We start from the raw sequence: 20,767 nt of genomic DNA, 5'->3' as shown, positions 1-20,767 counted from the left end.
GGTAGGTAATGCTTGACAGCTGAAAAACAAGCGCTCAATGTTTACCTACCACTTGACAGGTAGGCGACCCCATCATGACGTTCCAACCGACACACTCCGACGCATCCTCCCACCCGCTGATGAAGATCTATGACTGGTACAGCGGCCCGTATCCGGCACGCGTGCGGATCGCCTTGGCCGAGAAAGGCCTGCTGCCGAGCATCGAGTTCGTCTCGGTCAACCTCTGGAAGGGCGAGCACAAACAGCCTGCATTCCTCGCCCTGAATTACTCCGGCACCCTGCCGGTGCTGGAGCTTCCAGACGGCACGTTGATCGCTGAATGCACCGCGATCACTCAGTACCTGGACGTCCTTGAAGGAACCCCGACCCTCACCGGTAAAACTCCCGTTGAGCAAGGCCTGATCCATATGCTGACCAAACGTGCGGAAATTGAGCTGATGGACGCGGTCAGCGTCTATTTCCATCACGCCACGCCTGGGCTTGGACCAGAGGTCGAGCTTTACCAGAACGCCGAATGGGGCATGCGTATGCGCGATAAGGCGGTGAGGGGCATGCGCTACTTCGATGGCCTCCTCAAAACACGGGCGTACGTAGCGGGCGATGCGTTTTCCATGGCGGACATTGCCGTACTGGGCGGCCTGATCTTCGCCGCACTGGTGGAACTGCCGATACCGCAGGAATGTGAGGCACTGCATGCGTGGCAAGCCAAGGTGAATGAGCGCGCCAGCGTCCAGGCGTGGCGAGCGATGGTGGCGCAGCCTCGCTAGGTTGGAAAAGGCGGCCCATTTGCATGGATTACTTTCCGCTGTGGGGGTGGGTTTGTGCCGTTCTGAAAATGGCATGCCTGGCTAAACCCCGTACTGGTCACGGTGACGCTTATCACGGAACGCGTCGCACGGGCCCGCAACATCTTTTCCCGCGCTACGCCTCGGAACCGGAGCACACACGCAGCATGCCCGTCTGGTTTTATCACTGGAACAACGCGCTGCCTTACGCAGAAGACCCACATGGGGCGTTGCGCAACGATTGAACCTCTGACGCTTTCAGCCCGCGATTGCGTTCAGTTCGGCAAACACTTCGTCCGTCGATATCAATTCATCCACGGCAAGGTTTTCGTGCAAATGGGCGTCGGCCCGGTACGCACCGTGCTGGAAGGTAATGCGTCGCCGGCTGTTGAAGCCGCGCTGGAGCAACAGACCACGCTGTTGTTGACGGCGTATCTGCAAGCGCACGCGTCAGCCGCACCCTACCGGTGACAGGTGCGCTCAATCATGAGCCAGGATCTCGTCGGCAGTGACAACCTCGGCATAATCCATTGCCAGGTTACTCAACGACAACGCATGCACATCCTCGGCCGGCCACAGGCGCCCGGACAAATCCGTTTGATCGAAGGTGTAGCAGGCGTCTGAAACCACCGTCACCTCAAAACCCAGGTTGCCGCCGGAACGTGCCGTGGACTCCACCGAGTTATTGGTGATCACACCGACGATCACCAATTGCCGGATCGAACGCACCTGCAGCCAGCGCTCCAACCCCGTGGCGGCGAAGGCATCCGGCACGTTCTTTTCCACCACATGCTCATGCGCAAGCGGTTCCAGCGCCGGCTGGAACTCGCAACCCGGTTGGCCCGGCCAGAACACCGAGCCGGGCGAACGGGAAATGTGCCGGATGTGCACGACCGGGCGGCCGGATTGTCGCCACGCATCCAACAGGCGCTGTATCTGCACTTCGGCGCCTGGGTTGTTACGCCGCCCCAGCGTTGGCTGGGTCATGCCTTGCTGCATGTCGATGATCAGCAGTGCGGTGTGGGTGGCTATCGGCGGCATGGCGCATCCCTTTTATTGACCGGCTATATAGTTAGATGATCCGACGGGGTTTACACCTACATGGGGAGTTTCATGTAGGACCACAAGATTTTTTCACGCACGTCGTCTTTGTTAGGCATTCTCGGGCCATTAATATCTGAAATGTTGCATACATGAAAATTTTTCTTGCCCCAGCTCTCAAGTGGATCAGGAGACCTGCACATGACCGAGCCTTGCACGTATTCACTCGGAACTTTGGCTGTTGGGGGATTCTCTGTGAGACTAAACCAATCCTTTTCAGCGATCTTATGAGTCATAAAAAGAGCATAGGCGGTTGTTATCCACACGATCACGGCCAGTGTCAGGCCGACGTAAGGTATTACCCGGACTCCAATTCCTTCAATTGTGGAGCCACTGGGTCCGGTCAGTGCAATCGCCAGAATGGCGGATGTCCAAACGCTTGCAAGAGCAAAAGCAGCCTGAAACTTACCTTCGCTGCTTTTTGCATACAGACAAAACTTGACAGGGTTTTTGCGGATGGTTGCCAGTGATTCAACGGTTGTGAACAGTGGCTTCTGTTGTTCGCTGGAAAGAAAATCGCGTACTTTTTTGTCGGCTCTAAAGTAAATCCAGAAACTCGATACCGTCAGTACGATTAAAGCGGCTATGGTGATGGCGCCGTTTCCGATGTTGTCCTTGCCCGTGTCTAGACCGTCCCAATACTTCCAAGACAAAACGGCTGCGGCAATGTTGACTGTCCAGATCAAGGGGTTTTCAATGAATTCGAGTTTGTCTTTGAACACAGCGTATTCCTTGTGATATTCAAAGTGATGATGAAATGAAATGGCCCTTTATACGCTTGCGAGTGCGGGCGCGATAAGTTCAAATTTTAAAGGGTTTTCATCGTTAAAACGTTGCAGAAGCTCCATGATTTTTAGTTTTGGAACCCCAATTATTGTATTGTCTTTTCTGTATTTTATGCCAATTCCAGCGAAGCGGAATGTATCGTCAATGCTGGCTTTTAGCTTTTGTTCCTTAGCGAAAAAATACATAGCGCCCCCGCTCATTCCGGCAGGGTGAGGTGCAGTGCTGACAGGGCCGGCATATTTTAAGTTGGCGTTTTTGCGGATGTATTTCCCAGTTATTTCTGCATTATTGTTAGTCACTATTCGAGAGCGAATAGAGTAGTATTTCGCATTTTTAAAGTAACGCCCGCTCTCGCCGTCCTCAACATATTGCTGGACCAGGGATTCCGGAGATTTGGAGTTGTGGATTTTTTTCGACTTCGACTGGCTTACGGGAAAACCGATCCAGGCGAAGTATTTTTTATCAAATCCAATCAGGCTGCTCAGGGTTAGATTGAAATAATTCTTTCCCTCAAAGGCGGTATTGAAATGATCTACAATAACAATATCTTCTTGTTCGAAAATTTGATGGCCGATAGCATTTTCGCAGATGTTATAGAAGCTGCCGTCCGTCATGAATAGGTAGATTTTGTCAATCGAAGTGCTGCCGTTCAATGCATGTGCAGCAAATAAAATGTAATGATGCCCGTCGTATTTTGCCAGCGTGCCTGTAGATGAAAACTCATAGTTTCCCAAGCTGTCCTTGATGTATAGAGGAATCACATGCCTTTGTGCATTTCTATCGTAATCGTCAGATTGGTAGTTAAATGGCTCGCTCACTTCAGTTTCCCTTGAGATGATCTCGGTTGTTCGTTGTGCTTTCAGCCATTAGGTACAGACTTTTTCAACCGGTTTGCATGCTCTTTAAGCTTGCGGGTCAGATCAACAACGCCAAGCTCTCGGTTAAGCACAACTTTTCGCACTGACGTTCCCTGATGTCTTGCAAAGCGGCTATCAAATGACTTGAGGTATTCCCGTAGCTGCTCTCCCTCAGCTTCGGATTTGGCTTGGGCCACGTCGAGAATCAACGAAATATCGTATTTCGTTTTCGTACTGTCCGTGTACCTGACATGAAGGTAAACCGGCCAATAGTGCTCGCGAATAAACTGTTCCCAGCGCGGGGGACATACGGCCAGCCAAGCACGGGCATGATCGATAGTTTCCCGACTGAAACCAGGCACCTTTGCCAACAGCATTTCTTTTATCGAGGCCATCCCCTGAGTATCGCGAAGCAATGTAAACGCCGCTTTATTCTGCAGCATGAAAATCATGTGCTTCGAGCTACCGTCTTGTAACCAACATTTCTCGAGGCGCCCAGTGTTGGTTTCAAGCATGTGCCTGACAGCAGAACCGTGTGATTGATGTAACTCTGCTGCCAACGTGATTGCTCGCTGGCTTGCAGGACTTTCCCATTCGGTTTGCCGGTTGCAGTAGCTCACGACCAATCTGGCCGCCGCGTTACCGCGCTCCATGTGCAGCAGCGCGCGGTCAGCCGATGCTTTTAGCCAGTCATACCCGAGATGTAGCCAATAGCCATTGGAAGGACGCTCCGACCAGTCTCCTCCTACAAAATCCCGATCAAGGGCAATGTGGACGCTGCTGTAGTCCTTCAGATGAGGATTGCTGGCTACTACTTCCTGCCAGTTGGCGCGATAAGTGTCTAACTGAAGCTCGCTGTGCGCAGTGCCAGCCTTGTTCTCTATCAACAGCACGAACTTGTTGTCCGGGTCGATCACAAACAAGTCAACGCGCTCAGCCGCTTTTAATCCTAACTCTCGAGCCGTGAAGACGCTGCCGAAGCTGGCCGTACGGATTCTGGACGGTGGCCATTCAGTAAAAAAGCGGGACGTCGTACTTCTTCCATCGAGTCCGCAGTCAGCGGCTGCTTGGGTTGCGCTGATCAGCAGGTCGCGCACGATCTGATCGCCTTGCCCGTGTCCCTCTCGCGGGTCGAATAGCCAGGCAAGGAAATCCGAGTGCTGATTTTCACTGAGGGTTATGACATCAAGGATGTCATCTCCGATTTTCAGGATTTCACAGAGCTCAGACAGTTTTGGGTCACAGAGGAAGTCCTCTACGGCTCCGATTGTTGCATCCATGCGGTAACGCTCACTTCAAATAGGGTGGGGCGGCGGCAAATTATGTCTAACGCGCACAGAAAAAGTGCTGTCGTAATTCGCAATCAGGGTGATGGCGATATGATGTCATTTCTTGTGTCCAGCGGCAACAGTCAGTAACCATAGATCCGCTTTTGGCCGGTCATTTCGAAGCCATTGCAGAAGCCTTCAGCATTGATCATGCGACACGCTCTGACGAACATAATAATTGTCGAATTCACTGCTTTCGACGAACTTGAAACCATGGCGGGTATAAAAGCGATTCGAGGCACTGTCTTTGAGTGCCCCCACTTTAATAGGGCGCTCAGCTGCATCGGCTTCGTTGAAGATCTGCGTGAGAACAGCAGCGCCGATGCCTGATCCTTGCATGCTCGGTCTAACGTACAAATGATCGAGTAACAGTTCATTGTGGTACTGCTTGACGACTACGAAACCTACCCGCTCTCCAGAAACCTCGATGTAGCGTGTGTTGTGGGCTTCAAAACCATTCAGAAACCGCTCCCTCGCGCGCACTGGATCAAAGCGGCCAACACGCTCCAGGCTTTCGCGCATAGCCTCGATTCGAATGGTTACAAGGTCGTCCACATCGCTTTGTTGAGCCTGGACCAAAACGACTGAAGCCGTTTGAGGGGGTGTGTAGGGCATGTTTGCACATCCTTTTGCTGGCGTGACGCGAAACATATCAGCCCATGCGTAGACCCAAACAGGGATTTATGCGAAGCAGCCGCCGTTTGCCATTACACTGCTGCCCCGAATTTCAGCAAGGATGCTCTGAATGCGTTCGTTAGTGCGCGGTGTGTTCCTTTCGATAACCTTTGCCGCACCGGCCATGGCCGAGCCGCGCTCGTTCTCGGTCAACGATCCCAGTGGCAAATTCCTGGTCGAAGCAGTGTTCCCGGACGTGCCGCAAGACGTGCAGCAACTGGCTCGCGCCCTGATCACCGTGCGTGACAGAACCACCCTAGAAACCCTGCAACAGTTGCAGACCCCGGCCGGTAACGTGCCGCAGGATCGCAATGGCGCGACACGCGCTGACCATCTGGTGGGCGAGTACGGCTTGTTGTACTTCGCCGATATCAACGGGGATGGGCGCCAGGACCTGGCGATTCGTAATGGTGAAGATGCCAATGAGAGCTTGCAGTACCACTACGATGTGTATCTGCAAGACCCGGTTAAAACCCAATGGGTACTGAACCGTCCATTGACCGACCTGGCGAACGAAACCTTCGGCGGGATGTTTTCAGTCGCGAAGGACGGCATCATCCATTCGCAAACCAACCGTGGCTGCTGCTGGACACGTTCCAGCCGTTTGCACATGCGCGACGGTGAGTTGGTGCGGCTGGATTCCTACACCCAACAAGAAGTCCCGCCTACCGAGGATGGAGAAAACTCGAGCATGCCCCGTGGCTACATGCTGCGCACCACTGGCGAGTGGAAAGACGGTAACTGGCAGGAGACACCGCGCCTCGAAGGCCCCGTCAATGAAGACCCTCAGTACTTGGTCGGCACCCTCAACGGCAAGATCCCGGTGCAACTCTGGTACCAGCAGCAAGGTGCGGTGCTGATCGGTGAAGTGCGTTACACCAAAAGTGGCAGTGGCAAGCCGATCAAGCTGGTGGGTGAGCAGGGCGAGTATGACGGCAAGGCGTTCGACTACCTGTTCGAATACGCCGATGACGGCCACCAGACCGGGATCTGGCGCATAACCCAGGAAACCGTCGAGCCTTATCGCTACAGCGGTAGCTGGGTGGCTGGCGGCAAGGGCAACACGCCTGAACTGGAGATCCAATTGCAGCGTGAGGACCGCGAACCGGAGTACGACAAACTCAGCGAAGTCGCGCGCGACCAACGCAGTGGCCATTACCAGATGCGTGATGACTTCCTCGACCGCGATGGCGACCTGGACCTGACTATCTTGCCCGAACGCGATGCCGAGGGCCGGGAACTCGCGCAATTCACCCTCACACTCAAAGCCACCGGCACCTCCAAAGCCATCGTGACCGCGCATCACACCGTGCCGATGGAAACCGAAAACCTGATTATCGTGCGTGACCCCCTGGCGTCCAAACGGGCAGGCCCGTACCACATCCAACTGGTAAAGAACTTCGCGGTCATTGAACACAACTCGGCGCCCGACAGCCTGGATTACTTGACGGGGAAGTACCGTAAGCAGCCATGACTTGAAACCGGCTGATGGGCGTCTCCTTTGGCGTAAAGCGTTGCACCGTCGAGCGTCGCTTCTCAACGGTGCTCACCGTCAGCGATTGAACCGCTCGACCAATGCATATTGGGTGGCCGCGGTATTCGTCAGCTCCTTGCTCAAGTCCGTGGATTGATGGGCTTGCATCGAGGTCTGGTCGGCCAGTTCGGCGATGGTGGTGATGTTGCGGCTGATCTCCTCGGCGACCGCGCTTTGCTCTTCGGTGGCGGCGGCGATCTGGGTGGTCATTTCGGTGATATGGGACACGGCCTCGCTGATGCCTACCAGCGCCTGGTCGGCCTCCAGCACCCAGGCCACGCCTTCTTGGGCTTGGCGTTGGCCGTGCTCCATGCTTTGCACCGCGTTGTTTGAAGACGCCTGCAGCTGGGTAATCAGCGCGTGGATCTGGGTGGTGGACTGGGACGTACGCTGTGCCAGTTGGCGCACTTCGTCGGCGACCACGGCAAAACCACGGCCTTGCTCGCCAGCCCGTGCGGCTTCGATGGCGGCGTTCAGGGCCAGTAAGTTGGTCTGGTCGGCAATGCCCTTGATCACATCCACTACGCTGCCGATTTCGTCACTGTCCTTGGCCAATCGCGCCACGGTGGCTCCGGTTTCGCCGACCACTGCGGACAGGCGTTCGATGGCTTCGCGGGTATCACGCGCCACTTCACGGCCGCGCCCAGTCAGTACGTTGGCTTGCTGAGTGGCGTCGGCGGTACGTTGAACGTGGCTGGCGACTTCCTGGGTGGTAGCGGCCATCTGGTTGACGGCGGCCGAGACCTGTTCGGTTTCGACGCGCTGGCGGTCCAGGCCCTTGGAGCTGGCGGTGGCCAGCTGATCGGATTGCCCGGCCAGGGCGCTCAACTGTTCGGCACTGTCCTGCAGGCGGGTGAGGCAGGTTTTCAGGCGCGCGTCCTGGCTGAGGAACGCGGTTTCCAGACGGGCCTGTGGGCCGCGTGCATCGCTGTACATCTGCGCGATCAAGGCATCCGACGTCGAAGGCTCCACACCTTGCAGCAGGCGCAACGTGCTGCCTTGGCGCCAGCGCGAGCAGAGCACACCCACCGGCACGGCGACCGCAACAGCCACCGCGATGGCGATGGGTGCACTGAGGAATAACCCCGCGAGGCTGCCGGCCAATCCGGTCGCCACGTACGGCACGCAACTGATCGCGGCCGGCAGCCAGGCATCCAGGCGCGGTACGCCCGGCTTGCCTTGGCTGATGCGTTGGTACAAGGCCTGGGCACGGCGGATTTCATCGGCAGTAGGCTTGACCCGCACCGACTCGTAACCCACCACCTTGCTGCCCTCGAAGATCGGCGTGACATAGGCGTTGACCCAATAGTGGTCGCCATTTTTCGAGCGGTTCTTGACGATGCCCATCCAGGGCAGGCCTTGTTTGAGCGCACCCCACATGTGCGCAAAAACCGCGGGCGGCACATCCGGGTGACGTACGATATTCTGCGGGGCGCCGATCAGGTCGGCGCGTTCAAAACCACTGATCTCGACAAAGGCGTCGTTGCAGTAAGTGATGACACCTCGGACATCTGTGGCGGAGATGAGTTTTTGCGAAGGCGCGAGGGAAATCTCACGCTGTGTTACGGGCTGGTTATTGCGCATTCCGACTACTCCCTGATTGCCCTCAGTTCATCGGCGCCAATTGCAAAAAAGTTAATCCACATGGGTCAATTGGCCCGCCACTGGTCAAAAGCCTGAAACTTCCCGATGAAAAACCTCATAATGGCGGCCATTTTTGTTTAGTCCGTTATTCTGGTGTGCCCCCATGGAAATCAAGGTCAACTTTCTCGACAACCTCCGACTTGAAGCCAAGTTCGATGACTTCACGGTGATTGCCGACCAGCCGATTCGCTATAAAGGCGATGGCTCGGCACCGGGGCCGTTCGATTACTTCCTGGCGTCGTCGGCCTTGTGCGCGGCGTACTTCGTGAAGTTGTATTGCCAGACGCGCAATATCCCCACCGACAATATTCGCCTGTCGCAGAACAACATCGTCGACCCGGAAAACCGCTATAACCAGATCTTCAAGATTCAGGTCGAGTTGCCGGCGGACATCTCCGACAAGGACCGCCAGGGCATCCTGCGTTCCATCGACCGTTGCACGGTCAAAAAAGTGGTGCAGGCCGGACCGGAGTTCGTCATCGAGGAAGTCGAGAACCTGGACGCCGATGCCCAGGCCTTGTTGATGCCCGGTTCGACCTCCGACGGCGGCACCTACATCGCCGGCAAAGACCTGCCACTGGAGCAGACCATCGCCAACATGTCCGGCATTCTGGCCGGACTGGGCATGAAGATCGAGATCGCTTCGTGGCGCAATATCGTGCCTAACGTGTGGTCGCTGCATATCCGAGATGCGCACTCGCCGATGTGCTTCACCAACGGCAAGGGCGCGACCAAAGAGGGCGCCTTGGCGTCGGCACTGGGCGAGTTCATCGAGCGGCTTAACTGCAACTTCTTCTACAACGACCAGTTCTGGGGCGAAGAGCTGGCGAATGCGCCGTTCGTGCATTACCCGGACGAGCGCTGGTTCCAGCCAGGCCCCAACGACGAACTGCCCAAGGAAATCCTCGACGCCTACTGCCTGAAGGTCTACAACCGCGAAGGCGAGCTGCGCGGTTCGCACCTGTTCGACACCAATTCCGGCAATGAGGAACGCGGTATCGTTTCGCTGCCGTTCGTGCGCCAGTCGGACGGTGAGGTGGTGTACTTCCCGTCCAACCTGATCGAAAACCTCTACCTCAGCAACGGCATGAGCGCGGGGAACACCCTGGCCGAAGCCCAGGTGCAGTGCCTGTCGGAGATCTTCGAGCGCGCCGTGAAGCGTGAAATCATTGAAGGCGAATTCGCCTTGCCGGACGTACCGGCCGAGGTGCTGGCCAAGTACCCAGGCATCCTCGCCGGTATCCAGGGCCTGGAAGCCCAGGGTTTCCCTGTCTTGGTGAAAGACGCGTCACTGGGCGGTGAATTCCCGGTGATGTGCGTGACCCTGATGAACCCGCGTACCGGCGGCGTATTCGCCTCCTTCGGCGCGCACCCAAGCCTGGAAGTGGCGCTGGAACGCAGCCTCACCGAACTGCTGCAAGGCCGCAGTTTCGAAGGCCTGAACGACTTGCCGCAGCCGACCTTCGAAGGCCAGGCGGTGACCGAACCGAACAACTTCGTCGAGCACTTCATCGACTCCAGCGGCGTGGTGTCGTGGCGCTTCTTCAGCGCCCAGTCGGACTACGAATTCGTCGAGTGGGACTTCACGGGCGCAGGCGAAGACTCGAATGCCCAGGAGGCCGCGACCCTGTTCGGTATTCTTGAAGGCATGGGTAAAGAATCCTACATGGCGGTGTACGAACACCTCGGCGCTACCGCGTGCCGCATCCTGGTGCCGGACTACTCGGAAATCTACCCGGTGGATGACCTGATCTGGGACAACACCAACAAGGCGCTGTTCTTCCGCGAGGACATCCTCAACCTGCACAGCCTCAACGAGGAAGCGTTGCAGGCGTTGGTCGAGCGCCTGATAGAGAGCGAGCTGGACGACTACACCGATATCACCACCCTGATCGGCATCGAGTTCGACGACAACACCGCCTGGGGCCAACTGACCATCCTGGAATTGAAGCTGCTGATCTTCCTGGCCTTGCAGCAATATGAAGAGGCCAAGGAGTGTGTGGAGATGTTCCTGCAGTACAACGACAACACCGCCGAGCGTGGCCTGTTTTACCAGGCAATGAATGCGGTGCTGGAGATGGAGCTGGACGACGACCTGGACCTGGCGGATTACGAGGCCAACTTCCGCCGCATGTTCGGCGATGAGCGGATGGATGCAGTGATTGGTTCGGTGAACGGCGATGTGCGCTTCCATGGCCTGACGCCGACCAGCATGAAGCTGGAGGGGTTGGACCGGCATCAACGTTTGATCGAGAGCTACAAGAAGCTGCATGCGGCACGTGCCACCGTCACCACCGGCTGATACTTGGCCCTGCAGGAGCTGGCTTGTTGTGGTGAGCGTGATTGTTGTGGTGATCGGGCTCTTGTGGTGAGCGGGCTTGCCCCGCGCTGGGCTGCGTAGCAGCCCCATGGGGAGTATCAGATTTTTTGTGTTCGGGGTGGTTTGGGCCTGCTTCGCAGGCCAGCGCGGGGCAAGCCCGCTCACTACAAGAGCGTGCTCAACCACAAGAGCGCGCTCACTACACAAACCAATCCAACCTGTTTAGATGCGTGCCAACGCCTGCGCCAGGTCGGCGCGCAGGTCTTCCACATCCTCAACCCCCACCGACAACCGCACCAACCCATCGCCAATCCCCAACTGCGCCCGCGTGGCCGCCGGGATGCTTGCATGGGTCATGATCGCTGGGTGCTCGATCAGGCTTTCCACGCCGCCGAGGCTTTCGGCCAGGGCGAAGATCTTGACGTTTTCCAGGAAGCGCGTGGCGCCGGCCAGGTCGCTGTTCAGGTCAATCGAGATCATCCCGCCAAAGCCGCGCATCTGTTGGCGCGCCAGTGCATGCTGCGGGTGGGACGTGAGGCCGGGGTAGTAAACCCGCGCCACTTGCGGTTGCTGCTCCAGCCAGGTGGCCAGGTCGAGGGCGTTGCTGCAATGGCGCTCCATGCGCAGCGCCAGGGTTTTCACGCCGCGCAGGGTGAGGAAGGCATCGAAGGGGCCGGCGATGGCGCCGACCGAGTTCTGCAGGAAACCCAGACGTTCGGCCAGTTCGGGGTTATCGCCGACAATGGCAATACCGCCGATCACATCGGAGTGGCCGTTGAGGTACTTGGTCGTAGAGTGCACCACCACGTCAAAACCCAGCTCCAGCGGGCGCTGGATCCACGGGCTGGCGAAGGTGTTGTCGGCCACGCAGATGATGCCTCGATCGCGGCAGATGCGGGCAATGGCGCTGAGGTCGGTGAGACTCAGCAGCGGGTTACTGGGGGTCTCGACCCAGACCATGCGGGTGTCGTCCTGCAAGCTCGCTTCAAATGCCGACACATCACTCAGGTCGACAAAGCTGAAGCGGTGCCCGGCGCTGCGTTGGCGCACCTTGTCGAACAGGCGGAAGGTGCCGCCGTATAGGTCATTGCCGGAGACGATGTGGGCGCCGGCATCCAACAGCTCCAGCACCGTCGAGATCGCCGCCAGCCCGGATGCGAAGGCAAACGCCTGGCTGCCGCCTTCGAGGTCGGCCACGCAGCGCTCCAGGGCAAACCGCGTGGGGTTGTGGGAGCGGCCGTAATCGAAGCCCTTGTGCACACCGGGGCTGTCTTGCAGGTAGGTGGAGTTCGCGTAGATCGGTGGCATCAGCGCGCCAGTGGTCGGGTCGGGAAATTGCCCGGCGTGGATCACGCGGGTGGCAAACGCGCTTTTATCGGACTGACTCATGCGAGGGATCTCCGTAGGTGGTTGAGCAGGTCGACGCGGGTGATCAGGCCGTGAAAGCCTGAAGCATCGGCAATAATGGCGACCAGGCCGCGATCCAGCTCCGCCTGAAGCTCCGCCAGGCTGGCGTTGGGGGCGAGGGTTTGCAGGGTATTGGTCATGGCGCTGGCGACCCTCATGTTGAAATGCGCGGCGTCCTGGTGCAGGCCCAGCAGGATGTCGGACTCATCGATCACCCCCACCAACTCACGGCCGTCCACCAACACCGGCAGTTGCGAGACATCCGCCAGGCGCATGCGCTGGAATGCGGTGAGCAGGCTGTCGTCAGGGCTCACGCTGATGACTCGGCCGTCTTCGAAGCGCCGCGCGATCAGGTCGCGCAGGTCGCCGTAGTGCTTGTAGTGCAGCAGGCCCGCGTCGTTCATCCATTGGTCGTTGTAGACCTTCGACAGGTAGCGTGTGCCCGTGTCGCACACAAACGTGACCACGCGCTTGGGCGTGGTCTGTTCGCGGCAGTAACGCAGTGCGGCGGCGAGCAGGGTGCCGGTGGACGACCCGCCGAGAATGCCCTCGGCCTTGAGTAACTGGCGGGCGTGATCGAAGCTTTCTTCATCGCTGATGGAATAGGCATGGCGCACGCTGGACAGGTCGGCAATCCAGGGGATGAAGTCCTCGCCAATGCCTTCCACCGCCCACGAGCCTGGCGTCTCCAACTGGCCGCTGCGGCTGTACTCGGCCATCACCGAACCCACGGGATCGGCAAGTACCATGGCCAGTTCGGGTTGCACGCGCTTGAAGAACCGCGTCAGGCCGGTGAGTGTGCCGGCCGAGCCGACGCCCACCACGATTGCGTCCAGATCATGTTGGGTTTGTGCCCAGATCTCCGGCGCGGTGCTAGTCTCGTGGGCCAGAGGGTTGGCCGGGTTGTTGAACTGGTCGGCGAAGAAGGACTCCGGGATGTCCTTGGCCAGGCGTGCGGCCACGTCCTGGTAATACTCGGGGTGGCCTTTGCCCACATCGGAGCGGGTGATGTGCACCTCGGCGCCCATGGCCTTGAGGTGCAACACTTTTTCCGTGGACATCTTGTCGGGCACCACCAGCACCACCCGGTAGCCTTTGGCCCGGCCGACCAGTGCCAGGCCCAGGCCGGTGTTGCCGGCGGTGGCTTCGATGATGGTGCCGCCGGGGCGCAGGCGGCCGTCGCGCTCGGCAGCGTCGATCATGGCCAGGCCGATGCGGTCCTTGATGGAGCCGCCGGGGTTTTGGGATTCCAGTTTGAGAAACAGCGTGCACAGACCGGTGTCGAAACGGCTGACGCGCACCAGTGGTGTGTTGCCGATCAGTTCGAGTACGGCGGGGCGGGAAGGGCTGGGCATGTCGTCACCTGAATACGGATGGGATGGACAGCAAAAGCGCAAAGCGTGGGTTCGACGATAGGCCGGGATCGGTCCGGTCGCAACCGGACGGTCCGTTGGCTGACTGTTTTTGGCGCATTAGCCGGGCGGGTTCAGCACCTGCTGTAAACGCGTGACAACGGCGGTAGTGGCGGCCTGCATCGGCGCGCGCAATTCGCCGCCGATCAAGCCTTGCAGGGCCAGCGCGGCCTTGACCGGCGCCGGGTTGGGCTCCATGAACAGTGTGTTGATCAGCGGCAGCAACTGAAAGAATGTCGCTCGCGCTTCGGCCAACTGGTTGTCGCGTACCTGCTGGCACAGCGCCACAAACGCTTGCGTCTGAATATGTGCCGAGGCCGCAATGGCTCCGGTCGCGCCGAGGCACAACGCGTTGAACATCTGTACGTCTTCGCCGCACAGCACGTCCACCTCACCGCTGGCCAGCAGCGCGAGGGTATTGCCCAGGTTGCCACCGCAATCCTTGATCGCCACGATGCGCTCATGGGCAACGATGTTGAGCAGGGTCACCTGGTCGAAGGTCACGCCGGTACGGTAGGGAATGTCGTAGAGAATGATCGGCACGCTGGACGCATCGGCCACGGTACGGAAGAACGCTTCCAGGCCCGCCTGGGATGGGCGGATATAACTCGGCGCCGGCACCAGTAACCCGGCCACCGGGCGTTGCAGCACTTCACGTTGGAACTGCAGCAACTCGACCTGGTTATTGCCTGCCAGGCCCATCACCACTTGGTGCGCGGGCACCCATTGCAACACCGCATCCAGCACGGCCAGTTGCTCCTGACGGCTCAGCGACGCCGCTTCCCCGGTGGTGGTGCACACCATGATCCCGGACACGTGCTTTTCCAGCAGGTGACTGACCAGCCGGTGCAGGCCGTTAAAGTCGATAGCGCCGTGGTGGAACGGCGTGACCACGGGAACCCAGATACCTTGAAACGTTGACATGCACTTTCTCCTGATGATTGACCGCTGGAGTCACCGTCAGAAGGGCAGAGGCAAGTGTGCAAGGTGGGTAGACCGTCGCGCTCAATGTCCTGTCAGCTCATCTGACGGGACAGCGCGCCCCGGTCACATGAGCGACTGTTTCTTCGATTTGAGGGTGTGTGCAACGCAACCTTGCGCCTTGGCAATCAAGCCAATGGCGCACAGGTTAACGGAGGACATTGCAGACATTGGCTGACACACCCTGAATAAGGCCTCCATCTTCATGGAATATTACAGAGTGTGTCAACGGGGCTTATTCGAATTTATCGATACGCGAGTCGGAGTAAAAAAACTCGTTCTTGTCGGTGCTCGACTCAAGGAAGTAGGCGTAGTCGGTCAGGAAGTACAGGTGGCTGACGCGCTTGTACTTGTCGTCGTCGACGCGGCAGGACAAGGCCTTGGCGGTGCCCGACAGTTTCGCGTTGAGTTCGCTGGCTTGCAGTTCACGCTCGACCTGGCAACGGGTGGTTTGTGAGTTTGTGCTGCTGCCGATCAGGCTGTTGAGGCTGGAACGTGTGCTTGCATAGGTCACTGTCTCACCCACGGGCAGGGCCTTCCAGTTGCCGGTGAAGCTCAGTTGGGTCAGCGTCGAGCTTTCGGCCATGCCTGAACCGCCGTAGGTGGCTTTCGACACCAGGTTGAACAGGTTGCGCCAGCTCACGGCCTGGCTCTCATAGCCGTCGCCACGGGTGGCCAGGGCCAGTTGACCGCTCGGCGCATCCTGGCTGATGAACTGGGTACTTTTGTTATCACTGGCCTTACCACGGTAGTTGCTGGTGCCGACAAACTGTACGTATTTGAACGAACGAGTGGGCTTGTCCAGGTTCAGTTGCGTGATGGCCGCCAGCACGGCAGGCTGCACGGACGTCAGGGCAATGGTGGTCGGTGCTTTCATGCGGGGCTTGAACGTCGGCAGTGCGGCGATTTTTTCCGGGTTGACGCAGACTTTATTGAACAGCAACTCATAGTCGGCATTGCTGCCAGCGATGTTCTGCGGCGTGGGGAAACTGTCGACACGACCGTCGCTGACGCGGTTGTTGGCATCCATGTCGTAGCCGGCAAGTTGCAGGTAAGTACCGGCTTTGCACGCCACCGAAAAGTGTTCGCGTTTTTGCGCATACGGGGCGTTGTAGGGCAGGTCATTGAGCACCGTCGGGTTATCGAAGGCAGCCCAGAAGCGCGTTTCGCCGTTGACGGTCTTGATGCTGTTGGCATCGATCAGGACCTGGTTGTCACGTTCGTTGGTCTGCACCAGGCGCCAGTCCGGCTGCGGTGTTTCGGCACAGGCGCGTACGAAGGTCTGGTTGGCGGCCAGGGTCGCGTACAGTTGCGGCGACAATGTCTGCGCTGTTGCATAGCGGCCAATGCTGCCTGGGTACATGCGTCGGACAGCATCCATGTACAACAGATGCACCTTCGGTGAAGAGCACGCAGCTTCCATTTGCAGGGTACGACGCACGCCATTGGGGAGGGCGGGCATCAGCAGCTCAAAGCTCAGCGAGTCGCCTTCGCGCACAATGCTATTTTCCACCAAGGGCTGAGTGAGCGCCTGGGTGAAGATTTGATCGATCTGTTTTTGTTGGGTGGCGCAACCGGCCAAGGTGGCGAAGCCACCGATCAGCAAAAGGGGAGTGATAAAGCGCACGAGAGCCTCGTTGAGTCCATTCAGGGATGTAAGGGTGACGGCGGATAAAGTTGAATCTTTAACCGGATGTTGCGGGCCGCAAGCCTAACGAGGATGGCCGCCTCTGTACAGCCGTGGCGTGGCCGCCGCCGGATATGTAAAGGTCGCAATCGTTCTGCCGTGGTCGTAGTGAGGCGGTAGGCTGTGCAGATATTCCGGGAGAACCTCGATGATCCGACGTGCGTGTTTGGCCGCTCTGCTGACCTTGTCCGCCTCGACCGCCTTTGGCGTTTCGAACTACGATCATCTGTATGCCTTCGGCGACAGCTACTCCGACAATGGCGCGGGCGAAGCACTCACCACCCGGCTTGCCGCGCAGAAGGTCAAGGAGGCCCAGGCGCTGCCAGGCCCCCTGTACTGGAAGGGGCGCTGGAGCAATGGCCCCACCGCCGTCGAAGGCCTGGCACAGGCATTGAACATTCCCCTGACCGACTATGCGGTGGGCGGAGCCAAAAGTGGCCATGGCAACTACTACGCGTGGATGATGCCGTCCCGCGACACCGGCCTACTGGGGCAGGTCGCTGAGCATTTGCAAGTCGCCAAGGGCTACAAGGCCGACCCCAAAGCGCTGTATTTCATCTTCATCTCGGCCAACGATTTTTTTGAATGGGCCGACTTCGCCCATCCTGAAACGGTCGAGGCCTTGAGCGAAGCCAGCCTGGCGAATATCCGCAGCGCCACCGAGCAGTTGGTTACAGCGGGAGCCAGGCACATCATGGTTGTGGGCACCACCGACCTGAGCCATGTGCCTGCCGTGGTGCAGGGCAATCAGGTCGACAATGCGGAAAAGTACCAGCAGTTGCTCGCGCAGAAACTCCCTGCAGTGCTGGCGCAGATCGGGACGGAGAAGGTCAGCTACTTCGATCATCTGGCCTTTAGCGACACACTGCGCGCTAACCCGGCGGAAAAGGGGCTCACCGACCTCGACACACCGTGCCAAGCCACCTACCCGGAGGTGAAGCCGGTGTGTGCCGACCCCGATACCCATTACTACTGGGACGAATGGCACCCCACCCGCAAGGTTCATGCACTGGCGGCCAAGGCGATGCTTGAGGCGTTGCCTTAACCTGCAGCGACCGCCGCCTCAATGGCGGCGATATCGATCTTTTTCATGGTCATCATCGCCTCGAAGGCACGCTTGGCGGTCGCCGTGTCAGGGTGAGTCACTGCGTCAGTCAGTACGCGTGGGCTGATCTGCCACGACACCCCCCATTTGTCCTTGCACCAGCCGCAGGCGCTTTCCTGGCCGCCGTTGCCGACGATGGCGTCCCAATAGCGGTCGGTTTCGGCCTGGTCATCGGTGGCCACCTGAAACGAAAACGCCTCGGTATGGGAGAAGATTGGCCCGCCGTTAAGGCCGATGCAAGGGAGGCCCAGGACGGTGAAATCCACGGTCAATACGTCGCCCTGTTTGCCGGCCGGAAAATCGCCGGGGGCCAGGTGGACAGCGTTCACCTGGCTGTCCGAAAAAGTCTTGGCATAGAAGGTCGCAGCCTCCAGGGCGGTGCCGTTGTACCAGAGGCAGAGGGTGTTTTTGCGGGTCATGATGGGTCTCCACATGAGAATGGGAGTGTGGAGTTTAGACGGCCAGTTGCTGCACGATAGGAAAGCCACGCGTGAAGGCTCGAATTGCATTGGAGGCGCTTATCCCAAAATGCCCCCAAGCAGGGTTCTATTCAGCCAAGATCGGGGATGTGACAATTCATTCATCACCCGGCGACAGGAACCAGGCGGGCTTATGGCACGTTGCTCGCGACAGCCATTCTGATTGGCCGGCCCGCTCTCTACTTTGCGTGGGCAATCCTGCGATGAGGCGTGATGACGATCAGCTGGATTTGCTGCTAGGCCGGAGGGCGTCGTTCGGCGCGCTCACTACGTCAGACCGAAATGTATTCCGTTTTTGGATGCTATGACTCTCTGCGCGCGCCTTGGTCCTTGCCTGCAAACATATTGACGGCCGGCATCCCTTTGAAAACGATGATGAGGTGGCGGCGTTTGAGGCAATTGCTGCTGAACTGAACGATGCCTCCGATGCGGAAAGGAACTGTTTAGTTGAGGCGGCTAAAAAGCTTGGAGTCGATAGTTGGGCTGAAGAGATGGGCATTATCTGATACGGCGGATTGGACCTGTATGAACGACAGTAATTGGCTGGTGCGCGACCGTCGCTCTGATTAGCCATCCTTGCCTTTCCACACGTGGAGGACTTGTCATGAACAGTGATTGCTGATTTTTTGTAGGTAAAAGAACCTCCAATACGACATCTACTGAGCTCTGATACTGCAACTTTCGGGGCTTCACCCAGTGAAGCCTGATGAATGTCTGGGCATCCGCTCTGGGGCGATTACCGCCCTCGCGACAGTCCGAGATCGACCCAAGGCGGTCATTCGGCGAATCTTTTGACCGAGGCTAATAGGAGTTAAATGCAGTCAGCTCTTCTGACGCAGAACTTGCATGAGCTGCTCAACGACGATGGCTTCGACGAAGCCTTCACTGGACCCCACCTTAAAAGCAGCACAACAAGCCGATCCGTCGCCGTCGCAGAGACGGTAGACAGCAATGACACTGCTCGGTCCGCAGCCGGTGTGCCCGCATAGCGAATACCCGCCGTCAATCGACCCTTGCATCACGCCAAGGCCATAGCCCGGCGTGATCCAAGGGCGACCGGGAATCGGGCCGCCCAATGTTCGTGCTCTCTGCATTTCCTGAAGCAAGTCCGTGGAGAGTAGGTCTGCACAAAAGAGTCGATCCAGAAATAACGCTGCTTGCGAAATGTCACCGATCAACAAGCCGTGGTAAACCCAGGCGGGATCATAATTTGAGGCACTTCCAAGGTGGGTCGTTTGTAAGTCTGCTCGCGTTTTTGCAAAGCGAACGCTCGATAAGCCCAGAGGAGAAAGTGTCCGTTGAATTACCGCTTCATCAAGCTTCAGATCAGTCAGCCGTTCAATTAGCCAGCCGACAAGCAGGTAGCCGACATTGGAGTAACGCCAACCGTTTCCGGGACTGTATCGGAGTCGAGCACCGTCAAGGCGTTGCATCATTTCATCGGCCGGCCAGGCTGGCTCACTGTTTTTAACGGCAGAGTGATACTCCGCAAGTTCTCCGTAATCAGCCAGACCGGCCTCATGCCGCAGTAACTGGCGTAGCGTAAAAGGCTGATCAAGAACGGGGTCGTCCAATCCGACCAGCCCGTCACGCACCAACGATAGGGCAGTAGCAGCCAAGACTGTTTTCGTGAAACTCCACCAGGGGACCATCAGTTCTGAGCGATCAGCCGCTTGTAGCTGACCATTTGAAACTAGTGAACTGAGCATTGGCTTCCTTGGAGTCTTCAGCGGATCGGCAGCTTGACAAGATACCTCAATCATTCCTCTTCGCGCAGGCAAAGGTCAGCCGTTGCACTGTCCTGAACGACTGCTCTTGGCCGACAGCTCCCTGATCAGGCATTGACCAACTCCATGATGTGGGTGGCATGGACATCTTCTGTTCGACTGAAGCCGCAGCGCAAATAAAACGCGTCGCCTCCAGAAGTATCGGTGGAAAGACGCACCTTCTGAAAGTGAAGAGTTGCGTGTGCAACCAACGCGTTTACCAGCGCCTGACCGACGTGTTGATGCCTTGCCGCAGGTGCAACGTACACTCGCCGCAGCCTTGCGGTATCGGGCTTGTTATAGGGATCAACTGTTAGCCCTCCGATTCCTATCACTTGCTGGTTCGAATACGCTGCCATGAGACATTCACCGGGTGCGTTGAAGCGATTCGTTCCAGAATGCCACTCCGAAATCAGGCGCGTAAGAAACCGGAAACCTTCTGCAACGGCCTCTTTCTCCAAAGTAAGAACTTCCGCCGGCAGGTGCGTAATCTGTTGAATCTCGGTTAGTTTCATTAATCGTCCCTGATTCGGTGTGAATCCTTTTGGCTGATCGAGGATGCATCGGGCGCATGCTATGAGCGATGCAAGTGGCAGCGCAGCTACCGACCTTTCGCTGACCTTCAAAATCAGACGATTTTGGCTTAAAGATTAGTCGCTAAAAGGCTGCGCTCCGGCGCGCTTGTACTGTTCGTTCCACCAGACGACAAGTTCGGCATGTTGTTCATGAGTGATCCACGCCACGTTCGTTTTGTCTGTTGGATCGCCCCGCAAACCAACGGCTTCTCGGTAGGCTTTCATCGCAGCCAAGCTTTCATCCTGCGTGAGGACGATGAGGTAATCGTCGTTTTGCCAACCTTCGTTCATAAAATAATGACCCACTTCCAGTCGCTGCTAGGCG

20 protein-coding genes and 1 pseudogene are annotated in these 20,767 nt (G+C 57.8%); 5 read left to right on the top strand and 16 right to left on the bottom strand.

What is annotated here, in order from left to right:
* The first annotated feature begins 74 nt into the window (after positions 1-74).
* Positions 75-767, top strand: coding sequence for a glutathione S-transferase (locus K7431_RS03120; protein WP_012724573.1), 693 nt, complete (start codon positions 75-77; stop codon positions 765-767).
* 276 nt (positions 768-1,043) lie between these two features.
* Here the strand turns inward: K7431_RS03120 and K7431_RS03115 are convergent, their stop codons facing one another.
* The 6 genes from K7431_RS03115 to K7431_RS03090 all read right to left on the bottom strand — a co-directional run bounded on the left by K7431_RS03115 (position 1,044) and on the right by K7431_RS03090 (position 5,472).
* Positions 1,044-1,232, bottom strand: coding sequence for a hypothetical protein (locus K7431_RS03115; protein WP_043205435.1), 189 nt, complete (start codon positions 1,230-1,232; stop codon positions 1,044-1,046).
* A 33-nt stretch (positions 1,233-1,265) separates the two neighbouring features.
* Positions 1,266-1,826, bottom strand: coding sequence for a cysteine hydrolase family protein (locus tag K7431_RS03110; protein ID WP_012724571.1), 561 nt, complete (start codon positions 1,824-1,826; stop codon positions 1,266-1,268).
* A 56-nt stretch (positions 1,827-1,882) separates the two neighbouring features.
* Positions 1,883-2,608 (bottom strand): hypothetical protein, encoded by a 726-nt coding sequence (locus K7431_RS03105; RefSeq protein WP_012724570.1) that lies wholly within the window; start codon positions 2,606-2,608, stop codon positions 1,883-1,885.
* 48 nt (positions 2,609-2,656) lie between these two features.
* Positions 2,657-3,490 carry a hypothetical protein gene (locus tag K7431_RS03100; RefSeq protein WP_012724569.1) on the bottom strand — a complete coding sequence of 278 codons (834 nt, stop codon included), beginning with the start codon at positions 3,488-3,490 and terminating at the stop codon, positions 2,657-2,659.
* A gap of 41 nt (positions 3,491-3,531) precedes the next feature.
* Positions 3,532-4,809, bottom strand: coding sequence for a PDDEXK-like family protein (locus K7431_RS03095; protein WP_012724568.1), 1,278 nt, complete (start codon positions 4,807-4,809; stop codon positions 3,532-3,534).
* A gap of 186 nt (positions 4,810-4,995) precedes the next feature.
* On the bottom strand, positions 4,996-5,472 hold the full coding sequence (locus K7431_RS03090; RefSeq protein WP_012724567.1) for a GNAT family N-acetyltransferase: 477 nt from the start codon (positions 5,470-5,472) through the stop codon (positions 4,996-4,998).
* A gap of 130 nt (positions 5,473-5,602) precedes the next feature.
* Between K7431_RS03090 and K7431_RS03085 the strand changes: the two genes are divergently transcribed.
* Positions 5,603-7,006 carry an XAC2610-related protein gene (locus K7431_RS03085; protein ID WP_012724566.1) on the top strand — a complete coding sequence of 468 codons (1,404 nt, stop codon included), beginning with the start codon at positions 5,603-5,605 and terminating at the stop codon, positions 7,004-7,006.
* Positions 7,007-7,084: 78 nt separating this feature from the next.
* On the opposite strand, the gene K7431_RS03080 is transcribed toward K7431_RS03085, so the two are convergent.
* Positions 7,085-8,119 carry a methyl-accepting chemotaxis protein gene (locus K7431_RS03080; RefSeq protein ID WP_412070938.1) on the bottom strand — a complete coding sequence of 345 codons (1,035 nt, stop codon included), beginning with the start codon at positions 8,117-8,119 and terminating at the stop codon, positions 7,085-7,087.
* Between the two features lie 258 nt (positions 8,120-8,377).
* A pseudogene (locus K7431_RS31385) lies at positions 8,378-8,650 on the bottom strand (PAS domain-containing protein); the annotation flags it as partial.
* 163 nt (positions 8,651-8,813) lie between these two features.
* Between K7431_RS31385 and K7431_RS03075 the strand changes: the two are divergent.
* Positions 8,814-11,012: an OsmC domain/YcaO domain-containing protein gene (locus K7431_RS03075; RefSeq protein ID WP_012724564.1), complete on the top strand. Its 2,199-nt coding sequence runs from the start codon at positions 8,814-8,816 to the stop codon at positions 11,010-11,012.
* Between the two features lie 240 nt (positions 11,013-11,252).
* Here K7431_RS03075 and K7431_RS03070 read toward each other — a convergent pair whose 3' ends face one another.
* The 4 genes from K7431_RS03070 to K7431_RS03055 form a co-directional block, all read right to left on the bottom strand.
* Positions 11,253-12,419, bottom strand: a complete 1,167-nt coding sequence (locus K7431_RS03070; protein ID WP_012724563.1) for a cystathionine gamma-synthase — start codon at positions 12,417-12,419, stop codon at positions 11,253-11,255.
* A complete protein-coding gene (locus K7431_RS03065; protein WP_012724562.1) occupies positions 12,416-13,792 on the bottom strand; it encodes a pyridoxal-phosphate dependent enzyme in 1,377 nt (458 codons plus the stop codon). The genes K7431_RS03070 and K7431_RS03065 overlap by 4 nt, the downstream gene beginning before the upstream one ends.
* A 117-nt stretch (positions 13,793-13,909) precedes the next feature.
* On the bottom strand, positions 13,910-14,773 hold the full coding sequence (gene dapA / locus K7431_RS03060; RefSeq protein ID WP_012724561.1) for a 4-hydroxy-tetrahydrodipicolinate synthase: 864 nt from the start codon (positions 14,771-14,773) through the stop codon (positions 13,910-13,912).
* Positions 14,774-15,065: 292 nt separating this feature from the next.
* Positions 15,066-16,457 (bottom strand): hypothetical protein, encoded by a 1,392-nt coding sequence (locus K7431_RS03055; protein WP_012724560.1) that lies wholly within the window; start codon positions 16,455-16,457, stop codon positions 15,066-15,068.
* A 208-nt stretch (positions 16,458-16,665) separates the two neighbouring features.
* Between K7431_RS03055 and K7431_RS03050 the strand changes: the two genes are divergently transcribed.
* Positions 16,666-17,562 (top strand): SGNH/GDSL hydrolase family protein, encoded by an 897-nt coding sequence (locus K7431_RS03050; protein WP_012724559.1) that lies wholly within the window; start codon positions 16,666-16,668, stop codon positions 17,560-17,562.
* On the opposite strand, the gene K7431_RS03045 is transcribed toward K7431_RS03050, so the two are convergent.
* Positions 17,559-18,041: a VOC family protein gene (locus tag K7431_RS03045; RefSeq protein ID WP_012724558.1), complete on the bottom strand. Its 483-nt coding sequence runs from the start codon at positions 18,039-18,041 to the stop codon at positions 17,559-17,561. The genes K7431_RS03050 and K7431_RS03045 overlap by 4 nt on opposite strands.
* A 383-nt stretch (positions 18,042-18,424) precedes the next feature.
* Between K7431_RS03045 and K7431_RS03040 the strand changes: the two genes are divergently transcribed.
* Positions 18,425-18,607, top strand: coding sequence for a hypothetical protein (locus K7431_RS03040; protein WP_012724557.1), 183 nt, complete (start codon positions 18,425-18,427; stop codon positions 18,605-18,607).
* Positions 18,608-18,922: 315 nt separating this feature from the next.
* Here the strand turns inward: K7431_RS03040 and K7431_RS03035 are convergent, their stop codons facing one another.
* The 3 genes from K7431_RS03035 to K7431_RS03025 all read right to left on the bottom strand — a co-directional run bounded on the left by K7431_RS03035 (position 18,923) and on the right by K7431_RS03025 (position 20,733).
* Positions 18,923-19,810 carry a serine hydrolase domain-containing protein gene (locus K7431_RS03035; protein WP_043205432.1) on the bottom strand — a complete coding sequence of 296 codons (888 nt, stop codon included), beginning with the start codon at positions 19,808-19,810 and terminating at the stop codon, positions 18,923-18,925.
* Between the two features lie 125 nt (positions 19,811-19,935).
* Entirely contained in the window at positions 19,936-20,382 is a 447-nt protein-coding gene (locus tag K7431_RS03030; RefSeq protein ID WP_043205430.1) for a GNAT family N-acetyltransferase, read from the bottom strand.
* A 135-nt stretch (positions 20,383-20,517) separates the two neighbouring features.
* Entirely contained in the window at positions 20,518-20,733 is a 216-nt protein-coding gene (locus tag K7431_RS03025) for a hypothetical protein (RefSeq protein WP_043205429.1), read from the bottom strand.
* Positions 20,734-20,767 lie beyond the last annotated feature (34 nt).

Source organism: Pseudomonas fluorescens group sp., assembly GCF_020093335.1.
Taxonomy (GTDB): domain Bacteria; phylum Pseudomonadota; class Gammaproteobacteria; order Pseudomonadales; family Pseudomonadaceae; genus Aquipseudomonas; species Aquipseudomonas petroselini.
This window is presented reverse-complemented; position numbering and strand designations above follow the sequence as displayed.